Source organism: Mesorhizobium loti CJ3sym (genome assembly GCF_000472785.1).
GTDB lineage: Bacteria > Pseudomonadota > Alphaproteobacteria > Rhizobiales > Rhizobiaceae > Mesorhizobium > Mesorhizobium loti_E.
Map to the genome: position 1 here is coordinate 138781 of NZ_AXAL01000001.1, position 18735 is coordinate 157515.

Here is an 18735-nt window from a genome sequence, read left to right on the forward strand (position 1 = left end):
GATCGGTTGCATTTCAAGTGCGGTGGTCGCTGCTCTCCCATTCGGACGGCTGCCATCGCCGGTCGAACCACCGCAGGCCGAAGAAGCCGGCGACGAAGCCGCCAATATGGGCCTCCCAGGCGATCTGGCCGTCTATTCCAGGGGCGAAGCCAAGCAAGCCTGTGGCGAGATTGATGATCATCCAGACGGCGAGGAAGATCACGACGCCGCGTAAGCGCAGTACAATGCTGATCGGCAGCACGGGACCTGCGAAGGCAGCCTTGCCGGCCGAGCGGTCGGTGCGGAAACCAAAACGTGCCGCGGCACCCATCATGCCCGATATGGCGCCGGAGGCACCGACCAGCGGCGCCTCGCCATAGGGATGCATGGCCCAGAAGAGCACCACGGAAGCCAGTCCGGTGACGGCGAAGAACAAGGCGAACCAGAGCGCGCCGAGACGGTTGGCCAGCGGCGAGCCGAAGGCGGCGAGCCAGACCATGTTGATGGCGATATGGGCAAAGCCGCCATGCATGAAGGCATAGGTGAAGGGCCGCGTGAACAGGAACCAGTCGAAGCCGTATTGTCCGGTGTAAAGGACAGGGATGAAGGCCCCGTCGTAGAGCAGCGTCATTTGCTGCGCGTCGTTCAGGACATATTGCTGCAGCAGAAAGACGGCCGCGCAAATGCCGATCACCGCCAGCACGACCGGCGGCAGATTGAACACCGGCTCGCGTGTCGGAGGTGGCATGTTTTCGGCCTGTTCGGCCTCGGAAGGATTTTGCGGTTCGCTCATCTGCAGTCGCACTCGGTGGTGGTTCGATCTGGGGCTGGTTCGATCTGGCCAGCATCTAGATCACGGCCAACGGAACCGCAAACGGCGAATCGTCCTGATGCGAATCAAAAAAGAAGCCGTTCAAGGTTTCCCTTGAACGGCCGGTCGAGCCCCCTGCTCCCCTAAAACTCTTGACTGAAGTGCTGCCGATCGTCGCGAAACGACCGCTTCTGGAGTGGTTTTGGTGTGCCACAGGGCCTGCTTCGCCGCAACGTAAACCAGTTGTTAACCTTAACGGCCCCGACCCGTGAACAAGTGTTAACGACGCTGGCACGGTTCCTGCTCCCCAACGCATGTAAGTCATCGGAGGGCGCCCTTCTGTTCACCGATGGGACATCAGACGACAGAATGCGCGGAGCAGCATATTATGAACCAAAACGGATCGATCACGCTGTTCCACTATTGGAACCGCCTGCGTGACGGACGCCCTGCTCCGAAGCGTTCGGAAGTCGAGCCGGCCGACATCAAATCGCTGCTGGCCGATACATTCATCCTGGAAAAGGACACGCGCGGGCAACCCGTGTTCCGCCTCGCTGGCACCAGGCTCTGCGCCTGCTATGGCCGCGAACTCAAGGGGTTCTCGTTCCCGTCGCTGTGGCGCGAGAAGGATCAGCGCCTGGTCTCCCGGCTGATTCATGGTGTCTTCGACCAGAAATCCGTCGTCCTGATCGCTTTCGAGGGCTTCAGCCGCAACGGCCGCTCCAACAAGTTCGAACTGCTTGCCTTGCCGCTTGACGGCGGCATCGAAAATCCGCGCTGCCTGGGCGTAATCAGCGCGGTGGAGAAGCCGTTCTGGCTGGGCGCCGACCCGATCACGGACGCAATGATCGATTCGATCCGGGTCATCGATCCGGAGAAGGAACTCCTTAACAACCGTCCGGCGATCGACGTTCCCTCGCTCGTTCCAGCCGAACTCGATGCGCCCGAAACGATCTCGGCGCTTGGCCGGGCGCGCCGCATCCGCCATCTCGTCGTCTTCGACGGCGGGCGCGAGGAATAGTTGATGATCGCACGGTGTTGCAGGCTCGTTTTTTCCCTTTGTTAACCCGCTTTGTTGTACTTCTCTGATGAAATCCCTCGCATTGACGCGCGGGAATGCCAAACGGGGTGTAGGCAGTCATGAGGTCAGCGGCGGTCGACTACGCGCCGTCCCAAGCTGAAAGGCGTAACTTTCAGCGCGTCCGGGTCAAGATATACGGGCGCTTCATGCTGGAAGATCGCACCGAACACCCTTGCCAGGTTGTCGACATGTCGCCCGGCAACGTCGCGTTCCGCACCGACCGGGTCGGCATGCCCGGCGAAAAAGTCATCGCCTATATCGACCATATCGGGCGCATCGAAGGTGTCGTCACACGCACCTTGCAGGACGGCTTCGCCATGACGGTGATTGCGTCCGACCGCAAGAAGGACAAGCTGGCGGCGCAATTGACCTGGCTTGCCAACAAGCACGAGCTCGACCTGCCGGAAGACCGCCGCCACGAGCGCGTCGCGCCGCGCAACCCGACCAGCGTGCTGCAGCTTACCGACGGCCGTCAGTACCAGTGCCGGATTATCGACCTGTCGCTGTCCGGCGCCGCGGTCGAGATCGACGTCAAGCCGGCGATCGGCATCCAGGTCATGCTTGGCACCATGCGCGGGCAGATCGTTCGTCATTTCGAGGATGGCGTCGCCATCGAATTCGCCGTCATCCAGCGCCCCGAAACGCTCGATTCCGAATTCAACACGCCGCGCGCCTGACCGGATCGGACGGGAAACCCCAATCAAACCGGCCCTTCGCGGCCGGTTTTTTGTTTCTGGGCAACAGCGACTGGTATCCCCTGGAAGCGATCGACGTCGCTTCGGGCAACCCGAGGCGGCTATCTGCAGGATCGGCCGCAAAAGCCGCGCGCCCCAGCAGGCCAGATCCGGCAATCCAAACAATTCAATACTCAAATGATTCAAATTTTATGTTTATTCTACTGGCGTTTTACTTAAAGTCTGCTTCGCGCTTTTGCGTCAAATAAATCCAGCTGTGGCAATGTCTCCTTCGAACGGGGAGACTAAAAATGAAAAAAACGAGGGGCAGGCTGTTGCTGTTGGCAATGGCGATGCAGCTTTCCGCTTGGGGATCAGCATATGCCGCGGGACCGGCCTATATGCACACCGGCGGACGTACCACGCAGCCTGTTGGCCATTATGAATTCTGCCAGCGCATACCGATCGAATGCAACGAGAAGACTCCCAAGGGCGATCCGGTCGACCTGAGCCGCAAGCTCTGGGCGACGATCGTCAACGTCAACAATTCGGTCAACACCCGCATCAAGCCGCGCACCGACATGGAAAACTACGGTGTCGAAGAATACTGGTCCTATCCCGACAATGGCTATGGCGATTGCGAGGACTACGCGCTGGAGAAGCGTCGCGAACTGATGAGCGCGGGCGTGCCGGCCGGTGATCTCCTGATGACGGTTGCGCGCCAGCCAAATGGCGACGGCCACGCCGTGCTGACCGTGCGCACGAGCCTCGGCGAGTTCATTCTCGACAATCTGGAAACCAAGGTGCTGTCCTGGACGGACACCGACTACACCTATCTCAAGCGTCAATCGACGGAGAATTCCGGCGTTTGGGTGACGATCAACGACGGCCGCTCCGACGCGGTCGCCAGCGTCCGCTAGGACGCAACGAGAAACCCGGTCGAGTCCCCACCCTCCCCGTCCCCAACGACCGGGTCAAAGGAGCCGGCCCCGTCCCCGGGCCGGCTCCGCCATTTCTGGTCATGGCTGCTGAAATTGATCCAATTTCGATGGCATAGTGCCTATTCGCGTCACCATATCTCCATAAGATATCAGCCGCAGGAGGTACTATGCCGACCGAAGCTCGATCGCCGCGTCTTGCGGTTCTTATCGATGCCGACAACACCTCCGCCAAGATTGCCGACGGCTTGTTCGAGGAAATCGCAAAGATCGGCGAAGCCAGTGTGCGCCGGATATATGGCGACTTCTCCAGCCCTCGATCCAAGGGCTGGGCAGACATCCTGACGAAGCACGCAATCATTCCGCAGCAGCAGTTCGCCTATACCACCGGGAAGAATGCTTCAGATATCACGCTGGTAATCGACGCGATGGATCTGCTCCATAGCGGTCGTTTCGACGGTTTCTGTCTAGTTTCTTCCGATAGTGATTTCACCCGGCTTGCTGCACGCATACGTGAACAGGGTGTCGATGTGTTCGGGTTTGGAGAGCAGAAGACCCCGGAGAGTTTTCGGCAGGCTTGCCGCCGGTTCATCTACACCGAGAACCTTCTGCGTGGCCCGGCGAACATCCCGGACACCGCGCCCGCATCGAAGCCGCTTCGATCGTCCAGTGCCGCGCTGCCCATACTCAAGAAAGTCATTGGCCAGATGGACAGTGAAGACGGTTGGGTGCTGCTCGGCACATTCGGCAAGCAACTCTCGAACCTCTTCTCCGATTTTGACCCTCGCACCTATGGTTTCGGCAAACTGAGTGACCTAGTGAGGGGCACAGCCCAATTCGAAATCGAGGCTCCCAAAGGGGGAGCCATGCGGATACGAATCAAGCCCCCGGCAGCGAGAAGGGGAAAAAGCAAATCCACCTGATCCACGCGGGGATGCCGTCCCCGTAACTTGCCGGTTGGATGGTGGCTTACACCTTCGTCAGCCCAGCCTTGAAACGTTTGCCGTTGGCGACGTAGTGCGCGGCCGAGCTGCGCAGCCTGGCGACAGCTGCATCGTCCAGCACCCGGATCGCCTTGGCCGGCGAGCCGACGATCAGCGAATTGTCCGGAAATTCCTTGCCCTCCGTGACCAGTGCGCCCGCGCCGACCAGCGAATTCTTGCCGATCTTCGCACCGTTCAGCACGATGGCGCCCATGCCGATCAGGCTGTTGTCGCCGATCGTGCAGCCATGCAGCATGGCCCGATGGCCGATCGTGCAGCCTTCGCCGATGGTCAGCGGAAAGCCGGGATCGGTGTGCATGACCGTATGTTCCTGCACATTGGTGTCGGCGCCGATAGTGATCGGCTCGTTGTCACCGCGAATGACGACGCCGAACCAGAAGCCGGCGTTGCGGCCGATACGCACATCGCCAATCAGCGTCGCGTCGGGAGCGATCCAGTTCGTGTCCGCATCCGCGAAGCTGGGTTCAGTTCCATCGATCGCATAAAGCGGCATTGTCGGCCTCCGATTCGTCTCAGATGCCGGACCCTATGAGACGGATCGTCCATGAGGCAATGGCCAGTATGACGATGCCGAGCGCGAGGGACCAGGCAATCGCGGTGCAGCCGCATGACAGGAGCGCCATTGTCGAAATGCGGTTCTGGCGCCGGGCATCGAGGGCATCGTTGACCAGCATGAACGGGCCGGCGCCCGCCGTCGCCGCCAGCGAGCGCAGCACATGCGAGGGCGACACATAGGGCTCTGCGAAGGCGACCTTGCGGCCCGACACCAGCTCCATCGTCGAGCCCGTCAGCCCGCAAACCGTCAGCCCGACGACAAAAGCGAACAGGAAGAGTTCCATCTGGGGCATCTTAACCTTCCATTTACCATGAAATCGCACAGTCGTTTCAGGAAGGCTGCAAGAGCCGTGCCGCGCGATGTGTGCCGTCGAGGGACACCGGGAATGGCGGTTGGGATGAGGACCGAGATGAAGCAGGCAGCAATCGCCAACGGCGCTGAATTCACCGTGGTTGATTCCATGCTGATGAGGCGGGTGTTCTATGCCTTCGCCGCACTTGCCCTGCTGTCGGTAGCGATCAGCGTTGGCGGCAAATGGTTCGGCCATACCATCGCCATGGCCGGATACACGGACGATCCGACCATCCGCCAGGTCGTGATCGGCAACAATGTCATCGCCGTGCCGGCCAATACCATTCGCTTCGCCCAGGCCCGGCGCGACGGCATTGCCTCGCGTCTCGACCTCTATCTGCGCTATCCGCAGATGGACGGCTACAGCGAGGCGGCTCGCGACGATTTCAATCACTCGGAAGCCAACAGGAACATCATCTTCCTGTCTTTCGAACAGCAGATGATGTCGCGAGACATGAGTGGCCGGTTCGCGCCGATCTACAGCGCGCTGATCGTCCAGCCCGGCATTCCCGGACCTGGCGGCACGACGGTCTACGCTTTCAATGAGAAATCAGGCTATCTGAACGAGGTGCTGGTGGTCGGCAAGCGCGAGGGCAAGGACCCGTTCGTGGCCCGCTGCCTGAGCGGGCCGAGTGCTGGAGAATCGCTGGCGCCCTGCGAGCGGGACATCCATGTTGGCAACGATCTCAGCCTGATCTATCGTTTTTCCAAGGAATTCCTTGGCGACTGGCAGGCGCTCGATGCGGCGATGACCGCCGAGGCCGGGCGTATCCTGAAGACCGGACATTGACAGGGAGAGGCGGCCGCGCTCGGCGCGGCCTGCCGTTGGATCGCGGGCTCAGGCCAGATCGATATCGAGGATCGCCATCGAGAAATTGTAGTCGCCGTCGTCCTCATCCTTGAAGACGATGCCGAGAAACTCGTCACCGACATAGACCTCGGCCGAATCGTCCTTGCGCGGCCGTGCCTTGACCTCGAGCTTGGGGTTCTGGAAGACGCGCTTGAAATAGGCGTCCAGCTTTCTGATTTCGTCCGGCTTCAACAGTCTTCTCCGATCATCGGGCTTGCTGGTTTGAAGGGCGCTTCTGGCACGTCGACAATGGCGATGTAAAGGCAAGCCGGCCGTATTGCACCGGAAGCGTCAGCGCCTCCGGGCAAAATCGCAATCACGCCAGGCAACGCGCCGGCGCGGAAAATCAGATATCGAAGCTGACCACCTGGTCCATCGTCTGCGACGGCAGAAGCTGGTCCATCTGGCGCGAGGGCTGGTCGCAGCCGGTCTCGCCAACGACGCGGGCCGGCACGCCGGCAACGGTCTTGTTGTGCGGCACCGGCGACAAAACAACCGAACCGGCGGCGATCTTGGAGCAATGGCCGATCTCGATGTTGCCGAGAATCTTGGCGCCGGCGCCGATCAGCACGCCACGGCGGATCTTGGGGTGGCGGTCGCCACCGGCCTTGCCGGTGCCGCCCAGCGTCACGCCGTGCAAGATCGACACATCGTCCTCGATGACCGCGGTCTCGCCGACGACGAGGCCGGTGGCATGATCGATGAAGATGCCCTTGCCGATGCGCGCGGCCGGATTGATATCGGTCTGGAAGACCGAGGATGAACGGCTTTGCAGATAGAGCGCGAAATCCTTGCGGCCCTGGTTCCACAGCCAGTGCGCCAGCCTGTGGGTCTGGATGGCATGAAAGCCCTTGAAATAGAGCACCGGCATGATGAAGCGGTCGCAGGCCGGGTCGCGGTCATAATAGGCCTGGATGTCGACGCGCACGGTCGTTGGCCAGTCCTTGTCGTCGGCCAGCATCGATTTGAAGGTCTGGCGGATGAGATCGGAGCCAATGTCCTGGTGGGCAAGCCGCTCGGCGATCCGGTGGATCACGGCCTCTTCCAGGCTCTCCTGGTTCAGGATCGTCGAATAGAGGAACGCGGCAAGAAGCGGATCACGGTTGACCGCGTCCATCGCCTCGTCGCGGATCGAACGCCAGATCGGATCGACCGGCTGCAACACGCTGTGGCGGGAAATGCTGATGCTGTTCATCGACGTCTCGTCCTGGGTCCTGCTAGCTTGCGGGTTATGCATGCCTACTGTCTGGCCGCACATATAAGACAGATCATAGCACGAATGAACTCAATTTTCCTTAGTGCTGTGTCAAATGGATTTGGTTCGCAGGAATTCAAGCAGCCATGGAAAACGAACCCTTGATCGACACCGACCTCAGAACCGAGCTCTCGGTGCTCTACAAGGCCGAGGATCGCCACTACCACAACCTTGCCCATATCGAAGCGATGCTCGCGTTGGCTGGGGAGTATCGAGCGTCGCTCGGCGATCCCGAAGCCGTCGAAGCGGCGATCTGGTTCCACGACGCCATCTACGACAGCAAGGCCAAGGACAATGAGGCCAGAAGTGCTGCCCTTGCCGAGACAAGGCTCGCGGGGAGCACCGACGGCGGGCGCCTGAGCCGCATCAGCGCGATGATCCTCGCCACCGCCACGCACCAGTTGCCCCGGTTCGATGACGCGACGGCCACGCGCGACGCCAGCCTCTTCCTCGACATGGATCTGTCGATCCTGGGTGCCGCGCCGGATGCGTTCGACGCCTTTGAGCGCGCCGTCCGCCGCGAGTATGGCTGGGTGGAGGAACCGATGTGGCGTGCCGGACGGGGTGCTGTGCTGACCGGTTTTCTCGCCCGCCCGCATATCTTCCACACGCAGGAATTTCGCCAACGTTTCGAGCCGCAGGCCAGGCTGAACCTGGCGCGGTCGCTGGCGGCCCTGCAAAAGCCCTCGTGATTTTCCGCCGGAGATCTCCCCCGCGCACTTGCATGTGGCCCTAAAAGGCCATTGGCTGACCGATGACTGCGAGACGCGGATCGCTGAAATCGTACAACGTGGATTCTCCCGAGGTGCCGACATCATGAGCAGCAATTTCTTCCAACCGGTCGACGCTTCGGTCGTTCCCCGCTTTGCCGGGCTCTCGACCTTCATGCGGCTGCCGGCGGTGGCGAGCGCCGAGGGGCTCGACATCGCGCTGGTCGGCATACCCTGGGACGGCGGCACGACCAACCGCGCCGGCGCGCGCCACGGCCCGCGCGATATCCGCAACCAGTCGAGCCTGATGCGGCGTGTCCACCACGTTTCGGGCATCGAGCCGTTCAGCATCGCCAATGTCGCCGATGTCGGCGATCTCTCGGTCAATCCGATCAACCTCATGGACGGATTGAAACGCATCGAGGACGGCATTGCTGCAATCGTGGCGGCAGGCGCCATTCCGCTGGCCGCCGGAGGCGATCATCTGACGACGCTGCCGGTGCTGCGCGCTGTCGCCAGGCACAGACCAGTCGGCATGATCCACTTCGATGCGCATTCCGACACCAATGACCGCTATTTCGGCGACAATCCCTACACCCACGGCACACCCTTCCGCCGGGCCATCGAAGAGGGCCTGCTCGACCCCAGGCGGGTCGTGCAGATCGGCATTCGCGGCTCGATCTACGAGCCCGGCGAGCATGACTGGGCGGTCGCCCAGGGCATTCGGATCATCTACATGGAGGAATTCGTCAGGCGGGGTGCTACCAGCGTCATGGAAGAAGCGCGTACTATTGCCGGAACCGGCCCAACCTATGTGACCTTCGACATCGACTGCATCGACCCGTCAATGGCGCCGGGAACAGGCACGCCCGAGCTCGGCGGCTTCACCACACGCGAGGTGCAGGAAATGGTCCGTCTGCTCGACGGATTGAACATTGTCGGCGCCGATGTCGTCGAAGTGGCGCCGCCCTTCGATCTCGCCGGCATGACGGCGTTGGCGGGCGCGACGATGATGTTCGAATTGCTGTGCGTGCTGGCGAAGTCGGTTCAGGCAGCAAGAGCGTGCAAGATCAGGTAAAGGCGCCTATCGTCGACGCCATTGCCGCGAGAATACCAAGCCCTGCCATCACCGACAGGCCGTTGAGGATGATCCCGAGAAGGCCGAGTCCACGGCTATCGTTTGAGCGGACCAGCGCCATGATCCCGAAGATGAACCCAGTGATATGCATGATCGGCGCGGCTATAAGAAATATGGCCATGAAGACCCATGGCGCGATGTCCTGGACCAACTGAGACGCGTCGCGCGGTATCGCCACCATCGTGATGATGGCGAGCGTTCCAGCCCCGAACGCGCACAGCGCCAGCACGACCGAACGTTTGCCGAACTTGCCTTGCGCCACCACGCCCGGCATGTCGGCCATACCTCTTCCCCATTGCGCCATTGTTGCCCCCCGGCTCACCACTCAAAGCGGATGTTCAGCATAAAACTCCAGCACGCGTTGCTTGAAGGTCTTGTCGCCGACCGCCAGCATATGGTCGCGTCCTTCGATGTGAAAAGCCCTGGCGTTGGGCATCAAGGCCGCAAGCTCGTCGGGCGAGCCGCCGATATCGTCCGTGGTGCCGACGGCGACGAGCGTCGGTTGAGCGATGCGGGCGATGTCGTCCTCATCAAGCAACTCCCGCGATTTTGCAATGCAGGCGGCAAGTGCCCGGCGATCACTGTGGGTCTGATCGGCAAAGGCGCGAAAAGAGCGCCCGCGCGGATGGGTCGTCGTGGCCGGATCGTCGGCAAGGAGGGTCGCCGCGATCGGATCCCAATCGCCGACGCCGTCGATCATGCCGATGCCGAGGCCGCCAAAGACCAGCGTCGCCACCTTGTCGGGATCGGACAGCGCCAGGAACGCCGCAATGCGCGCGCCCATCGAATAGCCCATGACATGGGCGCGCTCGATGCTGAGATGATCTAGCAAGGCGGCCGCGTCCGAAGCCATTTTCGCGGGTGTGTAATCGGCCTCGTCGTAGCTCTTCGACGACGAGCCATGGCCGCGATTGTCGAAGGCGATGGCGCGATAGCCGGCATCGTTGAGCGTCTTGAACCAGCCGGGCGATACCCAGTTGACGTAGTGGCTCGAGGCGAAGCCGTGGATCATGAGTACAGGATCGCCTAAGCCCGATGCCGGCTGGCGGTCGAGGAAGGCTAGATCGAAGCCATCATGGGAAAAGAACTGCATCGGCAGGTTAGTTCGCGCTCAGTTGGAATTGACGTTTGGAGAATCACCTTTGTCCGCTGGTGGCATTCCGGGGCCAGATACCGTGCCGACGGCCGGATGGCGCAGCAGATCGTCATACTCGATGCCATTCTTGGCGGCGGTGCCAGCCTTGAGCTCGAGCACGAAGCGCACCGGTACACCCGGCGAAATGACGGCCTCGGATTGCGGTTCGCCATGCTTGACCGCCCGGATCTTGCCATCCTGACCGATAAAAATAAGATCAAGCGGCATCGGTGTGTTCTTCATCCAGAAACTGACCTGCTGCGGTATCTCAAAGACGAACAGCATGCCGTGGTCATCCGCCATGTCGTCGCGAAACATCAGGCCAGCCTCGCGCTCCGGTTCGGTATCCGCGATCTCAATGGAAAAAGAGCGATTGCCGTTCTTCGTCGCCACGACCAATGGCGTCGGATCGACCGGAAGAATCATTGCCCGGCTGTCGGCCGCGCTTGGAACCTGGAAATAGAAGAAGGCGCTTGCTGCTACGATGACGGCAGCAATGGCGCACATTATGCCCGCCGTCAGCCAATTCCTGTGAGCCATGTAAAATCCTCGACCAAAATCGTCCTAGACCATGATCCCCAAAAGGGGAACCCGGTTCTCACTTGAGATCATGGTCAAACAATGAGGAGGTGGAGGAGCCATCCCGATTTTACCGGGATGGACAAAGCCCTAATGCGAGACCGGCAAGGTGCCCATATCGGGGTGAATTTCGGCGGCCATAAGGCCTTTGTCACCGCGCCCGAACCGAACAAGCACAACCTGCCCCGGCCGAAGCTCGGTGATGCCATAGCGACGCAAGGTCTCCATGTGGACGAAAATGTCCTCGGTGCCCTCGCCGCGCGTCAGGAAGCCGAAGCCCTTTGTGCGGTTGAACCACTTCACCAAAGCGCGCTCGAGCCCGCTTTCCGGCGTCACCGCGACATGGGTGCGCTGTTCCTGCATTTCCGCGGGATGGACGGCGGTGGTGATATCCATCGAAAGCACACGGAAGGCCTGCAGCCCGCGATCGCCCTGCTTGACAAGACAGACCACACGCGCGCCTTCCAGGGCTGTCTGGAAGCCGTCCCGCCGAAGACATGTCACATGGAGGAGGATATCGCCCGAGATACCATCATCGGGAAGAATGAACCCATAGCCCTTGGCTACATCGAACCACTTGATGGCGCCGGCAATTTCTGCAAGGTCGGCATCGCCGCCTTCGTCGCGCGCCAAGGCGTCGCCAAGGGTTCCGGCCCGCCCCGTCAAAGAGGCCTTTTCCCCCATAAGAATGCCCCCTTTTTTCAAGAACACCGCAACTGATTCTTGACACCAGATTAACACCGCGGCTTCCGGTGTGTGCAAGACCTTCCCTGCCTTTTTTCACGGTTCATTGCGCGAATGCCGGATTTGTTCTTTGCCGGCATCGCCTGCCGCCTGAGATTGCCCTTTCGCCAGGCCGACCCTATGTTGCGCCGCAGCCCAACGACCTCAGGAAAATCACATGCGCTATCTGCACACCATGGTCCGCGTCGCCGATGTCGATGCCTCGCTCGATTTCTACTGCAACAAGCTCGGGCTGAAGGAGGTCCGCCGCTACGAAAACGAGCAGGGCCGCTTCACGCTGATCTTCCTCGCGGCTTCTGAAGACGAGCAAAGTGGCATCGCCGACAAGGCACCGCTGATCGAACTGACCTACAACTGGGATCCTGAAGACTACAAGGGCGGCCGCAATTTCGGCCACCTCGCCTATGAGGTCGACGACATCTACGCCACCTGCCAGCATCTGATGGACAAGGGCGTCGTCATCAACCGGCCGCCGCGCGACGGCAATATGGCCTTCGTCAAATCGCCGGACGGCATCTCGTTCGAGCTGCTGCAGAAGGGACCGGCAAAGCCCAAGGCCGAGCCCTGGGCCTCAATGCCGAACACCGGCACCTGGTAGCGATCACGCCATCTTGAGCAAGGCGGCCGCGCGGACAAGCCGGCCGCCTTTGCCGTTCTGATCGACGGCACCTATCTACCTGCCTGACGCGTCAGCCAGGCAAAGCCAGCGCCCCGTCCAGGAGAATTCATTCATGCCGACCAGCCGTGCCGATGTCGCCACCGAACATGCCAGCCGCTATCTGCAGCAGCTGTGCAAGCACTGGGCGCACAAATTTCCCGTCGAATTCGACCCCACCCGTGGCACGATCGATCTTTCGCTCGGCCGCACGGTCATGGATGCCGATGCGAGCACACTGCACATCACGGTGTCGACCGACGAAGCCGGGTCGATCGAGCGACTGGAAAGCGTCGTCGCCGACCACATCAAGCGCTTTGCTTTCCGCGAGGAACTCACCTTCGACTGGAAGCCAGCGGCGTAATCGGCCTATTTCTGATCGGCCTGATCGGCCATCTCCAGCAGCGCCAGCGCCGAGCGCCAGTTTCGTGCAGTGCCAGGCACCTTCAGAACGCGCGGAATGAGGTTAGCAAACACGGATTTGCCGAGCCCGTCCGGCGCATGCAAGTAGAGCACGTCGCCCTTAACCTCGAAGCGCTCGGGGCCGGTGCATTTTTCGGTCAGCCGCGCCACCTCATCGGTGGTCGGTTCACGCTCCAGCGCATAGGCGTGGAGCTTGGTGTGGTCTGCGGCCGCTTCCGGATAGGGATTTTCGCACACCAGCCGTTCGAACCAGGAAAGATCGCGCACCATGATGCGCGAATGAAAACCCCATTTCTTCTCGAAGGCCGCTTCGATCTGTTTGGTCAGCGCGGCCGCGTCGCCCTTGCCGGCCCGGAACACTGCATTGCCGCTCTGCACATAGGTGGCGACATCGGAAAAGCCGAGATCCTCGAAGAACGACCGCAACTCCGCCATCTTGACGATGCGGTTGCCGCCGACATTGATGCCGGAGAACAGGGCGATGAAGACTTTCCCGCTCATATGATGAACCCGGCCAATGTCTCGTTGTCGGTGATATCCTGATACTGGACGCCCTCGGCCTCGAAATTCGCCCTGAGCAAATCGAAATTGCGGCGGTCCTTAGTTTCGATGCCGATCAGCACCGAGCCGAAATTGCGCGCCGATTTCTTCAGATATTCGAAGCGAGCAATGTCGTCGTCCGGGCCCAGCATTTCGAGGAAGTCGCGCAGCGCGCCCGGCCGCTGCGGAAAGCGGATGATGAAGTACTTCTTCAGACCCTCGAAGCGCAGCGCCCGTTCCTTGACATCCGGCAGCCGCTCGAAATCGAAATTGCCGCCTGAAACCACGGCGACAATGGTCTTGCCGCGGATCTCCTTCCTGGAAAAGTCCTTGAGCGCGTCGATGGCCAGCGCGCCGGCCGGCTCGAGCACGACGCCTTCGATGTTGAGCATCTCGATCATCGTCGCGCAGAGCCGGTTTTCCGGGATCAGCCGCACCGTGTCGGCGGCGAATTCCTTGAGGTATCGCAAGGGTTCGCGGCCGATCTCGGCCACCGCCGCGCCGTCGACGAAATTGTCGACCTTGGCGAGCTTCAACCGTTTTCCGGCCGCAAGGCTGTCATGCAGGCTCGGCGCGCCGGCCGGCTCGCAGAAGACGAAACGCGCGTCCCGGCCCTGATCGGCGAAAAAATGGGTGACGCCGGCGGCGAGCCCGCCGCCGCCGACCGGCAGCATGATGATGTCGGGCATGCGCGCGCCCGGCATCTGGTCCGAGATCTCATAGGCGACCGTCGCCTGCCCCTCGATGATGTCCTTGTGGTCGAAGGGCGGCACCATGTGGGCACCGGAGCTTTCGGTGAATTCGAAGGCGGCGCGATAGCAGTCGTCGAAGAAGTCGCCGATCAGCCTGATCTCGACGAACTCGCCGCCGAACAGCCTGGTCTTGTCGATCTTCTGCTGCGGCGTCGTCACCGGCATGAACACCACGCCCTTCTTGCCGAAATGGCGGCAGACGAAGGCAAAACCCTGCGCATGGTTGCCGGCCGAGGCGCAGACGAACAGTTCGGCCTGGTTGCCGGCGGCAAGCGCCTTGCGGAAGAAATTGAAGGCACCGCGAATCTTGTAGGAACGCACCGGGCTCAAATCCTCACGCTTCAACAGCACCCGGGCGCCCGTCTTTTTCGACAGATAGTCGTTTTCCTGCAGCGGCGTTTCCGGAAAGATCTGGCGGATCGCGGCGGCAGCGGTAGCGACGCGCGAGGAAAAATTGGTCATCGGAAAGTCACCTTGTGCCGCATGTCTGCGCGGACCCTGTCATCAACCTTGCGCACAGAGAGTCTGTCAGTTGCATCCTGACCTCGCGCAGCCGATCCTGCCTATTGCATATCTGGCCCCGCAACGCCATTGTCCGGCCATCCATGCCCCTCCCGCAAAGGGCATTCGAAGAATCGTTGCAAGCACTTGGGGGCGTTTGTTCATGCCTGTCGCATCGGTCGGCCTGAAATTCATGGCGCTGCCGGAATTCGGCGAACCGACGGTGATGCCGCTGGTTGCCCGGAATACCCATGAGGCGCGCATCGAGGCGCTGACCGCGCGGGGCGCCAAGGCCGGCTTCGATGGCTTCGCCATCTATGGCGACCGCGAACACGCGGCCAATGTCGCCTATCTCTCAGGCTACGATCCGCGCTTCGAGGAGACATTGCTGGTCATCGTTCCGGGCCGGCAGCCAAGACTTCTCGTCGGCAATGAGGGCTGGGGCTATGCCGAACTCTGCAACGGCCCCTACGAGCGCGTGCTCTACCAGACGTTCTCGTTGCCGGCGCAGCCGCGTGACCGCTCGGACGCACTGCCCGACATCCTTGCCGCCTGCGGCCTGAAGCCCGGCCACAGGATCGGCGCCATCGGCTGGAAGCCCTTTGGCGCCGGCGACGCCGGCTTCGATGAGACGACGCTCGACCTGCCCTCCTTCATTGCCGATACGTTGCGCGCTTTCGTCGGCGACAAGGGCGCGGTCGTCAATGCCGCCAATCTGCTGATGAACCCCACCGACGGCCTGCGCGCCATCAACGAGGCGGACCAACTGGCTGCCTTCGAGTTCGCCGCGACCTTCACCTCGCAAGGGTTGCGCAATGTGCTGCGAGGTATCGAGCCCGGGATGACCGAACTGCAGGCGGCGCGGCTGATGGGCATGAACGGCCTGCCGCATGGCTGTCACCCGATGCTGTCGGCGGGAAAGCGCGCCGCCTATGGCCTGCCCAGTCCTCGCCTCGATGTGATCAAGCGCGGCGACCCGATCACCATGGCCTATGGCATCCAGGGCGCGCTCAATGCCCGTGCCGGCTTCCTGGCCGAGGATGCCTCCGAGCTGCCTCCTGCCATCCGCGACTATGTCGAAAAGCTGGTCGCGCCCTATTTCGCCGCGGTTGTCGACTGGTATGAGGCGATCGGTATCGGCACCACGGGCGGCGCTTTGTGGAAGGCGGTGCATGACCGCATCGGCGACCCGTTCTTTGGCGTCTCGCTCAATCCCGGCCATCTCGTCCATATCGACGAGTGGATGCATTCGCCGGTGTTTTCCGGCTCCGGCATCAAGCTGAAATCCGGCATGGCATTGCAGGTCGACATCATTCCGGCGACCGGCAGCGACTATTTCACCACCAACATCGAGGACGGCATCGCACTCGCCGACGAGGTGCTGCGCGAGGAGATCGCGGCACGCCATCCCGAGGCCTGGAACCGCATCGAAGCGCGCCGCGCATTCATGGCGGACGTGCTCGGCATCCGCCTCAAGCCGGAGATGCTGCCCTTCTCCAACATTCCGGCGTTTCTCCCGCCATTCTGGCTTTCGCGCAACAGTGCGATGGCTGTGACCAGCCGCTGACCACATTTCGACCCGATGTGACTTAGTTCTGCCGCACTCTCCCTGTCCGGGAGGTGTCGCGGGGGTGGATGGGCCATTCGGCCAGAGTTGGAATTTCTAAGTGCCTTTGAAGAAGATTTTTATAGTCGTCCTTGCCTTGCTCGTTGCCGGCTGCGCCGGCCCGCAAACCCAGGAACTGCTTGGCAGCGCTGTCATGTCCGCGCCGGTGACGGAAATCGCTGGCAACCACTCGATCTTCATCGCCACGACGCGCAAGAAGTCCGACGATCCCAACAAGGTTTTCGATGGCGAGCGCTCGGCCACGCTAAACTATGCCCGCGTCAACGTCACCGTGCCGGGCATCCATCAGACCGGCCAGATCGAGCGGCGCTCGCGCGGCAAGTCGAATGATCCGGCCAAATATTTCATGGCTTCCGAGGTCGTCGGCTACGACGCGCAACCGAAATTCTCCAGCGCGCTCAACGCCGATATCGCGGCACGCGGCGGCCGCGTCATGGTCTTCGTGCATGGCTACAACACCGGCTTCGACGATGCCGTCTACCGCCTGACCCAGCTCGTCCATGATTCCGGCTACCCGGGCACGCCGGTGCTGTTTTCCTGGGCCTCGGGCGCCAGGACCACCGACTATGTCTATGACAAGGAAAGTGCGAGTGCCGCGCGCGACCAGCTCGAAGTGACGCTGCGGATGCTGGAGCAGTCCGGCGCGCGACGCATCGACATTGTCGCCCATTCGATGGGAACCTGGGTGACGATGGAAACGCTGCGCCAGATGGCCATCAGCGGCGACCGCGACCTCGGCGGCAAGCTCGGCGATGTGGTGCTGGCCTCGCCCGACATCGATGTCGACGTGTTCAAGAGCCAGATGCGCCGCTATGGCAAGCCCGACAAGCCGTTCATTCTGCTGTTGTCTGACGACGACCGCGCGCTCAGGCTCTCCGGCCTGATCGCCGGTTCGCGGCCACGCGTCGGCGACTATAAGGATGCCGCCGATCTTGCCTCCTACGGCGTGACGGTCGTCGATCTCTCCAAGGTCAAAGGCACCGACAGCTTCAACCATACGAAATTCGCCGACAATCCGGCCCTGGTGAAGATGATCGGCCAACGGCTGCGCGAGGATGACGGCTTTGCCAGCGACCGAGATGTGACCGACCGTATCAGCCAGCTCGGGCAGTAGATGCGGTTTGGTGACAGTCGTCTTAGCCATTCACCCTTGCGGACGCCCCGATTCACTTTGAACTGGACCGCGCCCGGCTCTGGCCTTATCGGAATACCAAGCGACGTCATGTTTTTGACGTCCCCCTTTACGGGAGCCGGCGCGTGACCGTGCGTTTGAAGAGTGTCGTCGCCTTAACCTTCGCTGTGCTGGTCGCCGGCTGCGCCGGAAATACGCACGATCTGCTCAACAAGACGACGGTCGCCGTGCCCGCATCCGCCATCGCTGCCACGCATGAGATTTTCGTCGCCACGACCCGGCAGAAAGCGACGAAGGATCCGCGCCAGGTGTTCGACGGCGATCGTTCGCTGACCACCAGCTTTGCCCGGGTCGATGTCACTGTTCCGAAAAGCCATCAGGTCGGCGCCATCGAGCGCGCCAAGGGCTCAGCCAACAGCAATCCGGCCAAGGATTTCACCGCCAAGGACGTCACCTACTACGAAGGCGCGCCGCAATTCGCCAAGGCGGTCGGTGCCGACATTGCCATGCGCGGCGACCGCGCGCTGGTCTTCGTGCATGGCTTCAACAATGGCTTCGACGACGGTATCTACCGGCTGACGCAGATCGCCCACGACACGAAATATCCGGGCACGCCGGTGCTGTTTTCCTGGGCGTCGAGCGCCAAGACGACCGGCTACATCTACGACAAGGACAGTGCCAACGCCGCGCGCGACGATCTGGAGGCGACGCTCAGAATGCTCGCCAAGACGCGGGTCAAGAGCATCGACATCATCGCTCATTCGATGGGAACCTGGCTGACGATGGAGGCGCTGCGCCAACTCGCCATCACCGGCGACCGCGATCTCGGCGGCAAGCTCGGCTATGTCGTCCTGGCTTCGCCCGACATCGATGTCGACGTGTTCAAAAAGCAGATGATGCGCTACGGCAAGCCGAACAAGCCGTTTGCCGTGCTGCTTTCAAGCGATGACCGGGCGCTCAAGCTGTCGTCCATCATCTCGGGTGACAAACCCCGTGTCGGCGACTACGGCAATGCCGCCGATCTCGCCAGCTATGGCGTCTCCGTGGTCGACCTGTCCAAGATCAAGGGCGGCGACGGTGGCCTCAACCACGCCAAATTCGCCGACAATCCGATCCTGGTGCAGTTGCTCGGCGACCGCCTGCGCACGCCAGCTGGCCTCGCCTCGGACGAACCCGATCCGGCACAGCTCAACAATCTCGGCCAGGGCCTCGGCAAGGCCGTCGGTTCGGTCGCCGAGGTCGTCATCACCACGCCATTCAAGGTGCTGACTATCGTCACTGGGGGGTGAGTACCGGACGC

The 18735-nt window shown here is 61.6% G+C and carries 23 protein-coding genes; 12 read left to right on the forward strand and 11 right to left on the reverse strand.

All coding sequences use genetic code 11. From position 1 onward, the window contains the following. Nucleotides 1-13 precede the first annotated feature (13 nt). Nucleotides 14-772 carry a rhomboid family intramembrane serine protease gene (locus A3A9_RS0100795; protein ID WP_027057092.1) on the reverse strand — a complete coding sequence of 253 codons (759 nt, stop codon included), beginning with the start codon at nt 770-772 and terminating at the stop codon, nt 14-16. A gap of 406 nt (nt 773-1178) precedes the next feature. On the opposite strand from A3A9_RS0100795, the gene A3A9_RS0100800 reads away from it, so the two are divergent. The 4 genes from A3A9_RS0100800 (at nt 1179) to A3A9_RS0100815 (ending at nt 4406) form a co-directional block, all read left to right on the forward strand. Further along, on the forward strand, nt 1179-1811 hold the full coding sequence (locus A3A9_RS0100800; protein ID WP_027057093.1) for a PAS domain-containing protein: 633 nt from the start codon (nt 1179-1181) through the stop codon (nt 1809-1811). 119 nt (nt 1812-1930) lie between these two features. After that, nucleotides 1931-2548, forward strand: coding sequence for a PilZ domain-containing protein (locus A3A9_RS0100805; protein ID WP_027028754.1), 618 nt, complete (start codon nt 1931-1933; stop codon nt 2546-2548). A gap of 308 nt (nt 2549-2856) precedes the next feature. Then, entirely contained in the window at nt 2857-3465 is a 609-nt protein-coding gene (locus A3A9_RS0100810) for a transglutaminase-like cysteine peptidase (protein ID WP_027057094.1), read from the forward strand. A 188-nt stretch (nt 3466-3653) separates the two neighbouring features. Further along, complete coding sequence (locus tag A3A9_RS0100815) at nt 3654-4406, forward strand: NYN domain-containing protein (RefSeq protein ID WP_027057095.1); 753 nt, start codon at nt 3654-3656, stop codon at nt 4404-4406. Nucleotides 4407-4452: 46 nt separating this feature from the next. Here the strand turns inward: A3A9_RS0100815 and A3A9_RS0100820 are convergent, their stop codons facing one another. Both A3A9_RS0100820 and A3A9_RS0100825 read right to left on the reverse strand, forming a co-directional pair. Beyond that, nucleotides 4453-4980, reverse strand: a complete 528-nt coding sequence (locus tag A3A9_RS0100820) for a gamma carbonic anhydrase family protein (RefSeq protein ID WP_027057096.1) — start codon at nt 4978-4980, stop codon at nt 4453-4455. A 19-nt stretch (nt 4981-4999) separates the two neighbouring features. Further along, nucleotides 5000-5335 carry a DUF6949 family protein gene (locus tag A3A9_RS0100825; protein ID WP_027057097.1) on the reverse strand — a complete coding sequence of 112 codons (336 nt, stop codon included), beginning with the start codon at nt 5333-5335 and terminating at the stop codon, nt 5000-5002. 117 nt (nt 5336-5452) lie between these two features. On the opposite strand from A3A9_RS0100825, the gene A3A9_RS0100830 reads away from it, so the two are divergent. After that, on the forward strand, nt 5453-6184 hold the full coding sequence (locus A3A9_RS0100830; RefSeq protein WP_027057098.1) for a hypothetical protein: 732 nt from the start codon (nt 5453-5455) through the stop codon (nt 6182-6184). A 48-nt stretch (nt 6185-6232) separates the two neighbouring features. On the opposite strand, the gene A3A9_RS0100835 is transcribed toward A3A9_RS0100830, so the two are convergent. Together A3A9_RS0100835 and cysE are read right to left on the reverse strand one after the other, a co-directional pair. Continuing rightward, a complete protein-coding gene (locus A3A9_RS0100835; RefSeq protein ID WP_013531334.1) occupies nt 6233-6436 on the reverse strand; it encodes a DUF3126 family protein in 204 nt (67 codons plus the stop codon). 154 nt (nt 6437-6590) lie between these two features. Continuing rightward, nucleotides 6591-7439, reverse strand: coding sequence for a serine O-acetyltransferase (gene cysE / locus A3A9_RS0100840; RefSeq protein ID WP_027057099.1), 849 nt, complete (start codon nt 7437-7439; stop codon nt 6591-6593). A 146-nt stretch (nt 7440-7585) separates the two neighbouring features. Here cysE and A3A9_RS0100845 point away from each other — a divergent pair, with 146 nt between their 5' ends. Both A3A9_RS0100845 and speB read left to right on the forward strand, forming a co-directional pair. Continuing rightward, nucleotides 7586-8191 (forward strand): HD domain-containing protein, encoded by a 606-nt coding sequence (locus A3A9_RS0100845; RefSeq protein WP_027057100.1) that lies wholly within the window; start codon nt 7586-7588, stop codon nt 8189-8191. Between the two features lie 124 nt (nt 8192-8315). Further along, complete coding sequence (speB, locus tag A3A9_RS0100850; protein WP_027057101.1) at nt 8316-9287, forward strand: agmatinase; 972 nt, start codon at nt 8316-8318, stop codon at nt 9285-9287. Here the strand turns inward: speB and A3A9_RS0100855 are convergent. From A3A9_RS0100855 to A3A9_RS0100870, 4 genes are all read right to left on the reverse strand, one after another. After that, entirely contained in the window at nt 9280-9630 is a 351-nt protein-coding gene (locus A3A9_RS0100855) for a hypothetical protein (RefSeq protein WP_027057102.1), read from the reverse strand. The two genes, speB and A3A9_RS0100855, sit on opposite strands and share 8 nt — an antisense overlap. 42 nt (nt 9631-9672) lie before the next feature. Beyond that, a complete protein-coding gene (locus A3A9_RS0100860; RefSeq protein WP_027057103.1) occupies nt 9673-10440 on the reverse strand; it encodes an alpha/beta fold hydrolase in 768 nt (255 codons plus the stop codon). 18 nt (nt 10441-10458) lie between these two features. Further along, nucleotides 10459-11022, reverse strand: coding sequence for a DUF192 domain-containing protein (locus tag A3A9_RS0100865; RefSeq protein ID WP_027057104.1), 564 nt, complete (start codon nt 11020-11022; stop codon nt 10459-10461). 129 nt (nt 11023-11151) lie between these two features. After that, nucleotides 11152-11745: a cold-shock protein gene (locus A3A9_RS0100870; protein ID WP_033838250.1), complete on the reverse strand. Its 594-nt coding sequence runs from the start codon at nt 11743-11745 to the stop codon at nt 11152-11154. A 217-nt stretch (nt 11746-11962) separates the two neighbouring features. On the opposite strand from A3A9_RS0100870, the gene A3A9_RS0100875 reads away from it, so the two are divergent. Together A3A9_RS0100875 and A3A9_RS0100880 are read left to right on the forward strand one after the other, a co-directional pair. Then, a complete protein-coding gene (locus tag A3A9_RS0100875) occupies nt 11963-12403 on the forward strand; it encodes a VOC family protein (RefSeq protein WP_027057106.1) in 441 nt (146 codons plus the stop codon). Nucleotides 12404-12536: 133 nt separating this feature from the next. After that, complete coding sequence (locus tag A3A9_RS0100880) at nt 12537-12824, forward strand: DUF2218 domain-containing protein (RefSeq protein ID WP_027057107.1); 288 nt, start codon at nt 12537-12539, stop codon at nt 12822-12824. Nucleotides 12825-12829: 5 nt separating this feature from the next. On the opposite strand, the gene A3A9_RS0100885 is transcribed toward A3A9_RS0100880, so the two are convergent. Both A3A9_RS0100885 and ilvA read right to left on the reverse strand, forming a co-directional pair. After that, nucleotides 12830-13384 carry a DUF1697 domain-containing protein gene (locus tag A3A9_RS0100885; RefSeq protein WP_027057108.1) on the reverse strand — a complete coding sequence of 185 codons (555 nt, stop codon included), beginning with the start codon at nt 13382-13384 and terminating at the stop codon, nt 12830-12832. Then, nucleotides 13381-14637 (reverse strand): threonine ammonia-lyase IlvA, encoded by a 1257-nt coding sequence (ilvA, locus tag A3A9_RS0100890; RefSeq protein ID WP_027057109.1) that lies wholly within the window; start codon nt 14635-14637, stop codon nt 13381-13383. The genes A3A9_RS0100885 and ilvA overlap by 4 nt, the downstream gene beginning before the upstream one ends. A 202-nt stretch (nt 14638-14839) precedes the next feature. On the opposite strand from ilvA, the gene A3A9_RS0100895 reads away from it, so the two are divergent. From A3A9_RS0100895 to A3A9_RS0100905, 3 genes are all read left to right on the forward strand, one after another. Further along, a complete protein-coding gene (locus A3A9_RS0100895; RefSeq protein ID WP_027057110.1) occupies nt 14840-16243 on the forward strand; it encodes a M24 family metallopeptidase in 1404 nt (467 codons plus the stop codon). Nucleotides 16244-16343: 100 nt separating this feature from the next. Then, nucleotides 16344-17417: an alpha/beta hydrolase gene (locus A3A9_RS0100900; protein WP_027057111.1), complete on the forward strand. Its 1074-nt coding sequence runs from the start codon at nt 16344-16346 to the stop codon at nt 17415-17417. Between the two features lie 143 nt (nt 17418-17560). Then, nucleotides 17561-18724, forward strand: a complete 1164-nt coding sequence (locus tag A3A9_RS0100905) for an alpha/beta hydrolase (protein WP_027057112.1) — start codon at nt 17561-17563, stop codon at nt 18722-18724. Nucleotides 18725-18735: the final 11 nt, after the last annotated feature.

Bases quoted from the DNA above. Each gene is read 5' to 3' on its own strand.
- A3A9_RS0100795 (WP_027057092.1), bottom strand. From the start codon at position 772: ATGAGCGAACCGCAAAATCCTTCCGAGGCCGAACAGGCCGAAAACATG.
- A3A9_RS0100800 (WP_027057093.1), top strand. From the start codon at position 1,179: ATGAACCAAAACGGATCGATCACGCTGTTCCACTATTGGAACCGCCTG.
- A3A9_RS0100805 (WP_027028754.1), top strand. From the start codon at position 1,931: ATGAGGTCAGCGGCGGTCGACTACGCGCCGTCCCAAGCTGAAAGGCGT.
- A3A9_RS0100810 (WP_027057094.1), top strand. From the start codon at position 2,857: ATGAAAAAAACGAGGGGCAGGCTGTTGCTGTTGGCAATGGCGATGCAG.
- A3A9_RS0100815 (WP_027057095.1), top strand. From the start codon at position 3,654: ATGCCGACCGAAGCTCGATCGCCGCGTCTTGCGGTTCTTATCGATGCC.
- A3A9_RS0100820 (WP_027057096.1), bottom strand. From the start codon at position 4,980: ATGCCGCTTTATGCGATCGATGGAACTGAACCCAGCTTCGCGGATGCG.
- A3A9_RS0100825 (WP_027057097.1), bottom strand. From the start codon at position 5,335: ATGCCCCAGATGGAACTCTTCCTGTTCGCTTTTGTCGTCGGGCTGACG.
- A3A9_RS0100830 (WP_027057098.1), top strand. From the start codon at position 5,453: ATGAAGCAGGCAGCAATCGCCAACGGCGCTGAATTCACCGTGGTTGAT.
- cysE (WP_027057099.1), bottom strand. From the start codon at position 7,439: ATGAACAGCATCAGCATTTCCCGCCACAGCGTGTTGCAGCCGGTCGAT.
- A3A9_RS0100845 (WP_027057100.1), top strand. From the start codon at position 7,586: ATGGAAAACGAACCCTTGATCGACACCGACCTCAGAACCGAGCTCTCG.
- speB (WP_027057101.1), top strand. From the start codon at position 8,316: ATGAGCAGCAATTTCTTCCAACCGGTCGACGCTTCGGTCGTTCCCCGC.
- A3A9_RS0100855 (WP_027057102.1), bottom strand. From the start codon at position 9,630: ATGGCCGACATGCCGGGCGTGGTGGCGCAAGGCAAGTTCGGCAAACGT.
- A3A9_RS0100860 (WP_027057103.1), bottom strand. From the start codon at position 10,440: ATGCAGTTCTTTTCCCATGATGGCTTCGATCTAGCCTTCCTCGACCGC.
- A3A9_RS0100865 (WP_027057104.1), bottom strand. From the start codon at position 11,022: ATGGCTCACAGGAATTGGCTGACGGCGGGCATAATGTGCGCCATTGCT.
- A3A9_RS0100870 (WP_033838250.1), bottom strand. From the start codon at position 11,745: ATGGGGGAAAAGGCCTCTTTGACGGGGCGGGCCGGAACCCTTGGCGAC.
- A3A9_RS0100875 (WP_027057106.1), top strand. From the start codon at position 11,963: ATGCGCTATCTGCACACCATGGTCCGCGTCGCCGATGTCGATGCCTCG.
- A3A9_RS0100880 (WP_027057107.1), top strand. From the start codon at position 12,537: ATGCCGACCAGCCGTGCCGATGTCGCCACCGAACATGCCAGCCGCTAT.
- A3A9_RS0100885 (WP_027057108.1), bottom strand. From the start codon at position 13,384: ATGAGCGGGAAAGTCTTCATCGCCCTGTTCTCCGGCATCAATGTCGGC.
- ilvA (WP_027057109.1), bottom strand. From the start codon at position 14,637: ATGACCAATTTTTCCTCGCGCGTCGCTACCGCTGCCGCCGCGATCCGC.
- A3A9_RS0100895 (WP_027057110.1), top strand. From the start codon at position 14,840: ATGCCTGTCGCATCGGTCGGCCTGAAATTCATGGCGCTGCCGGAATTC.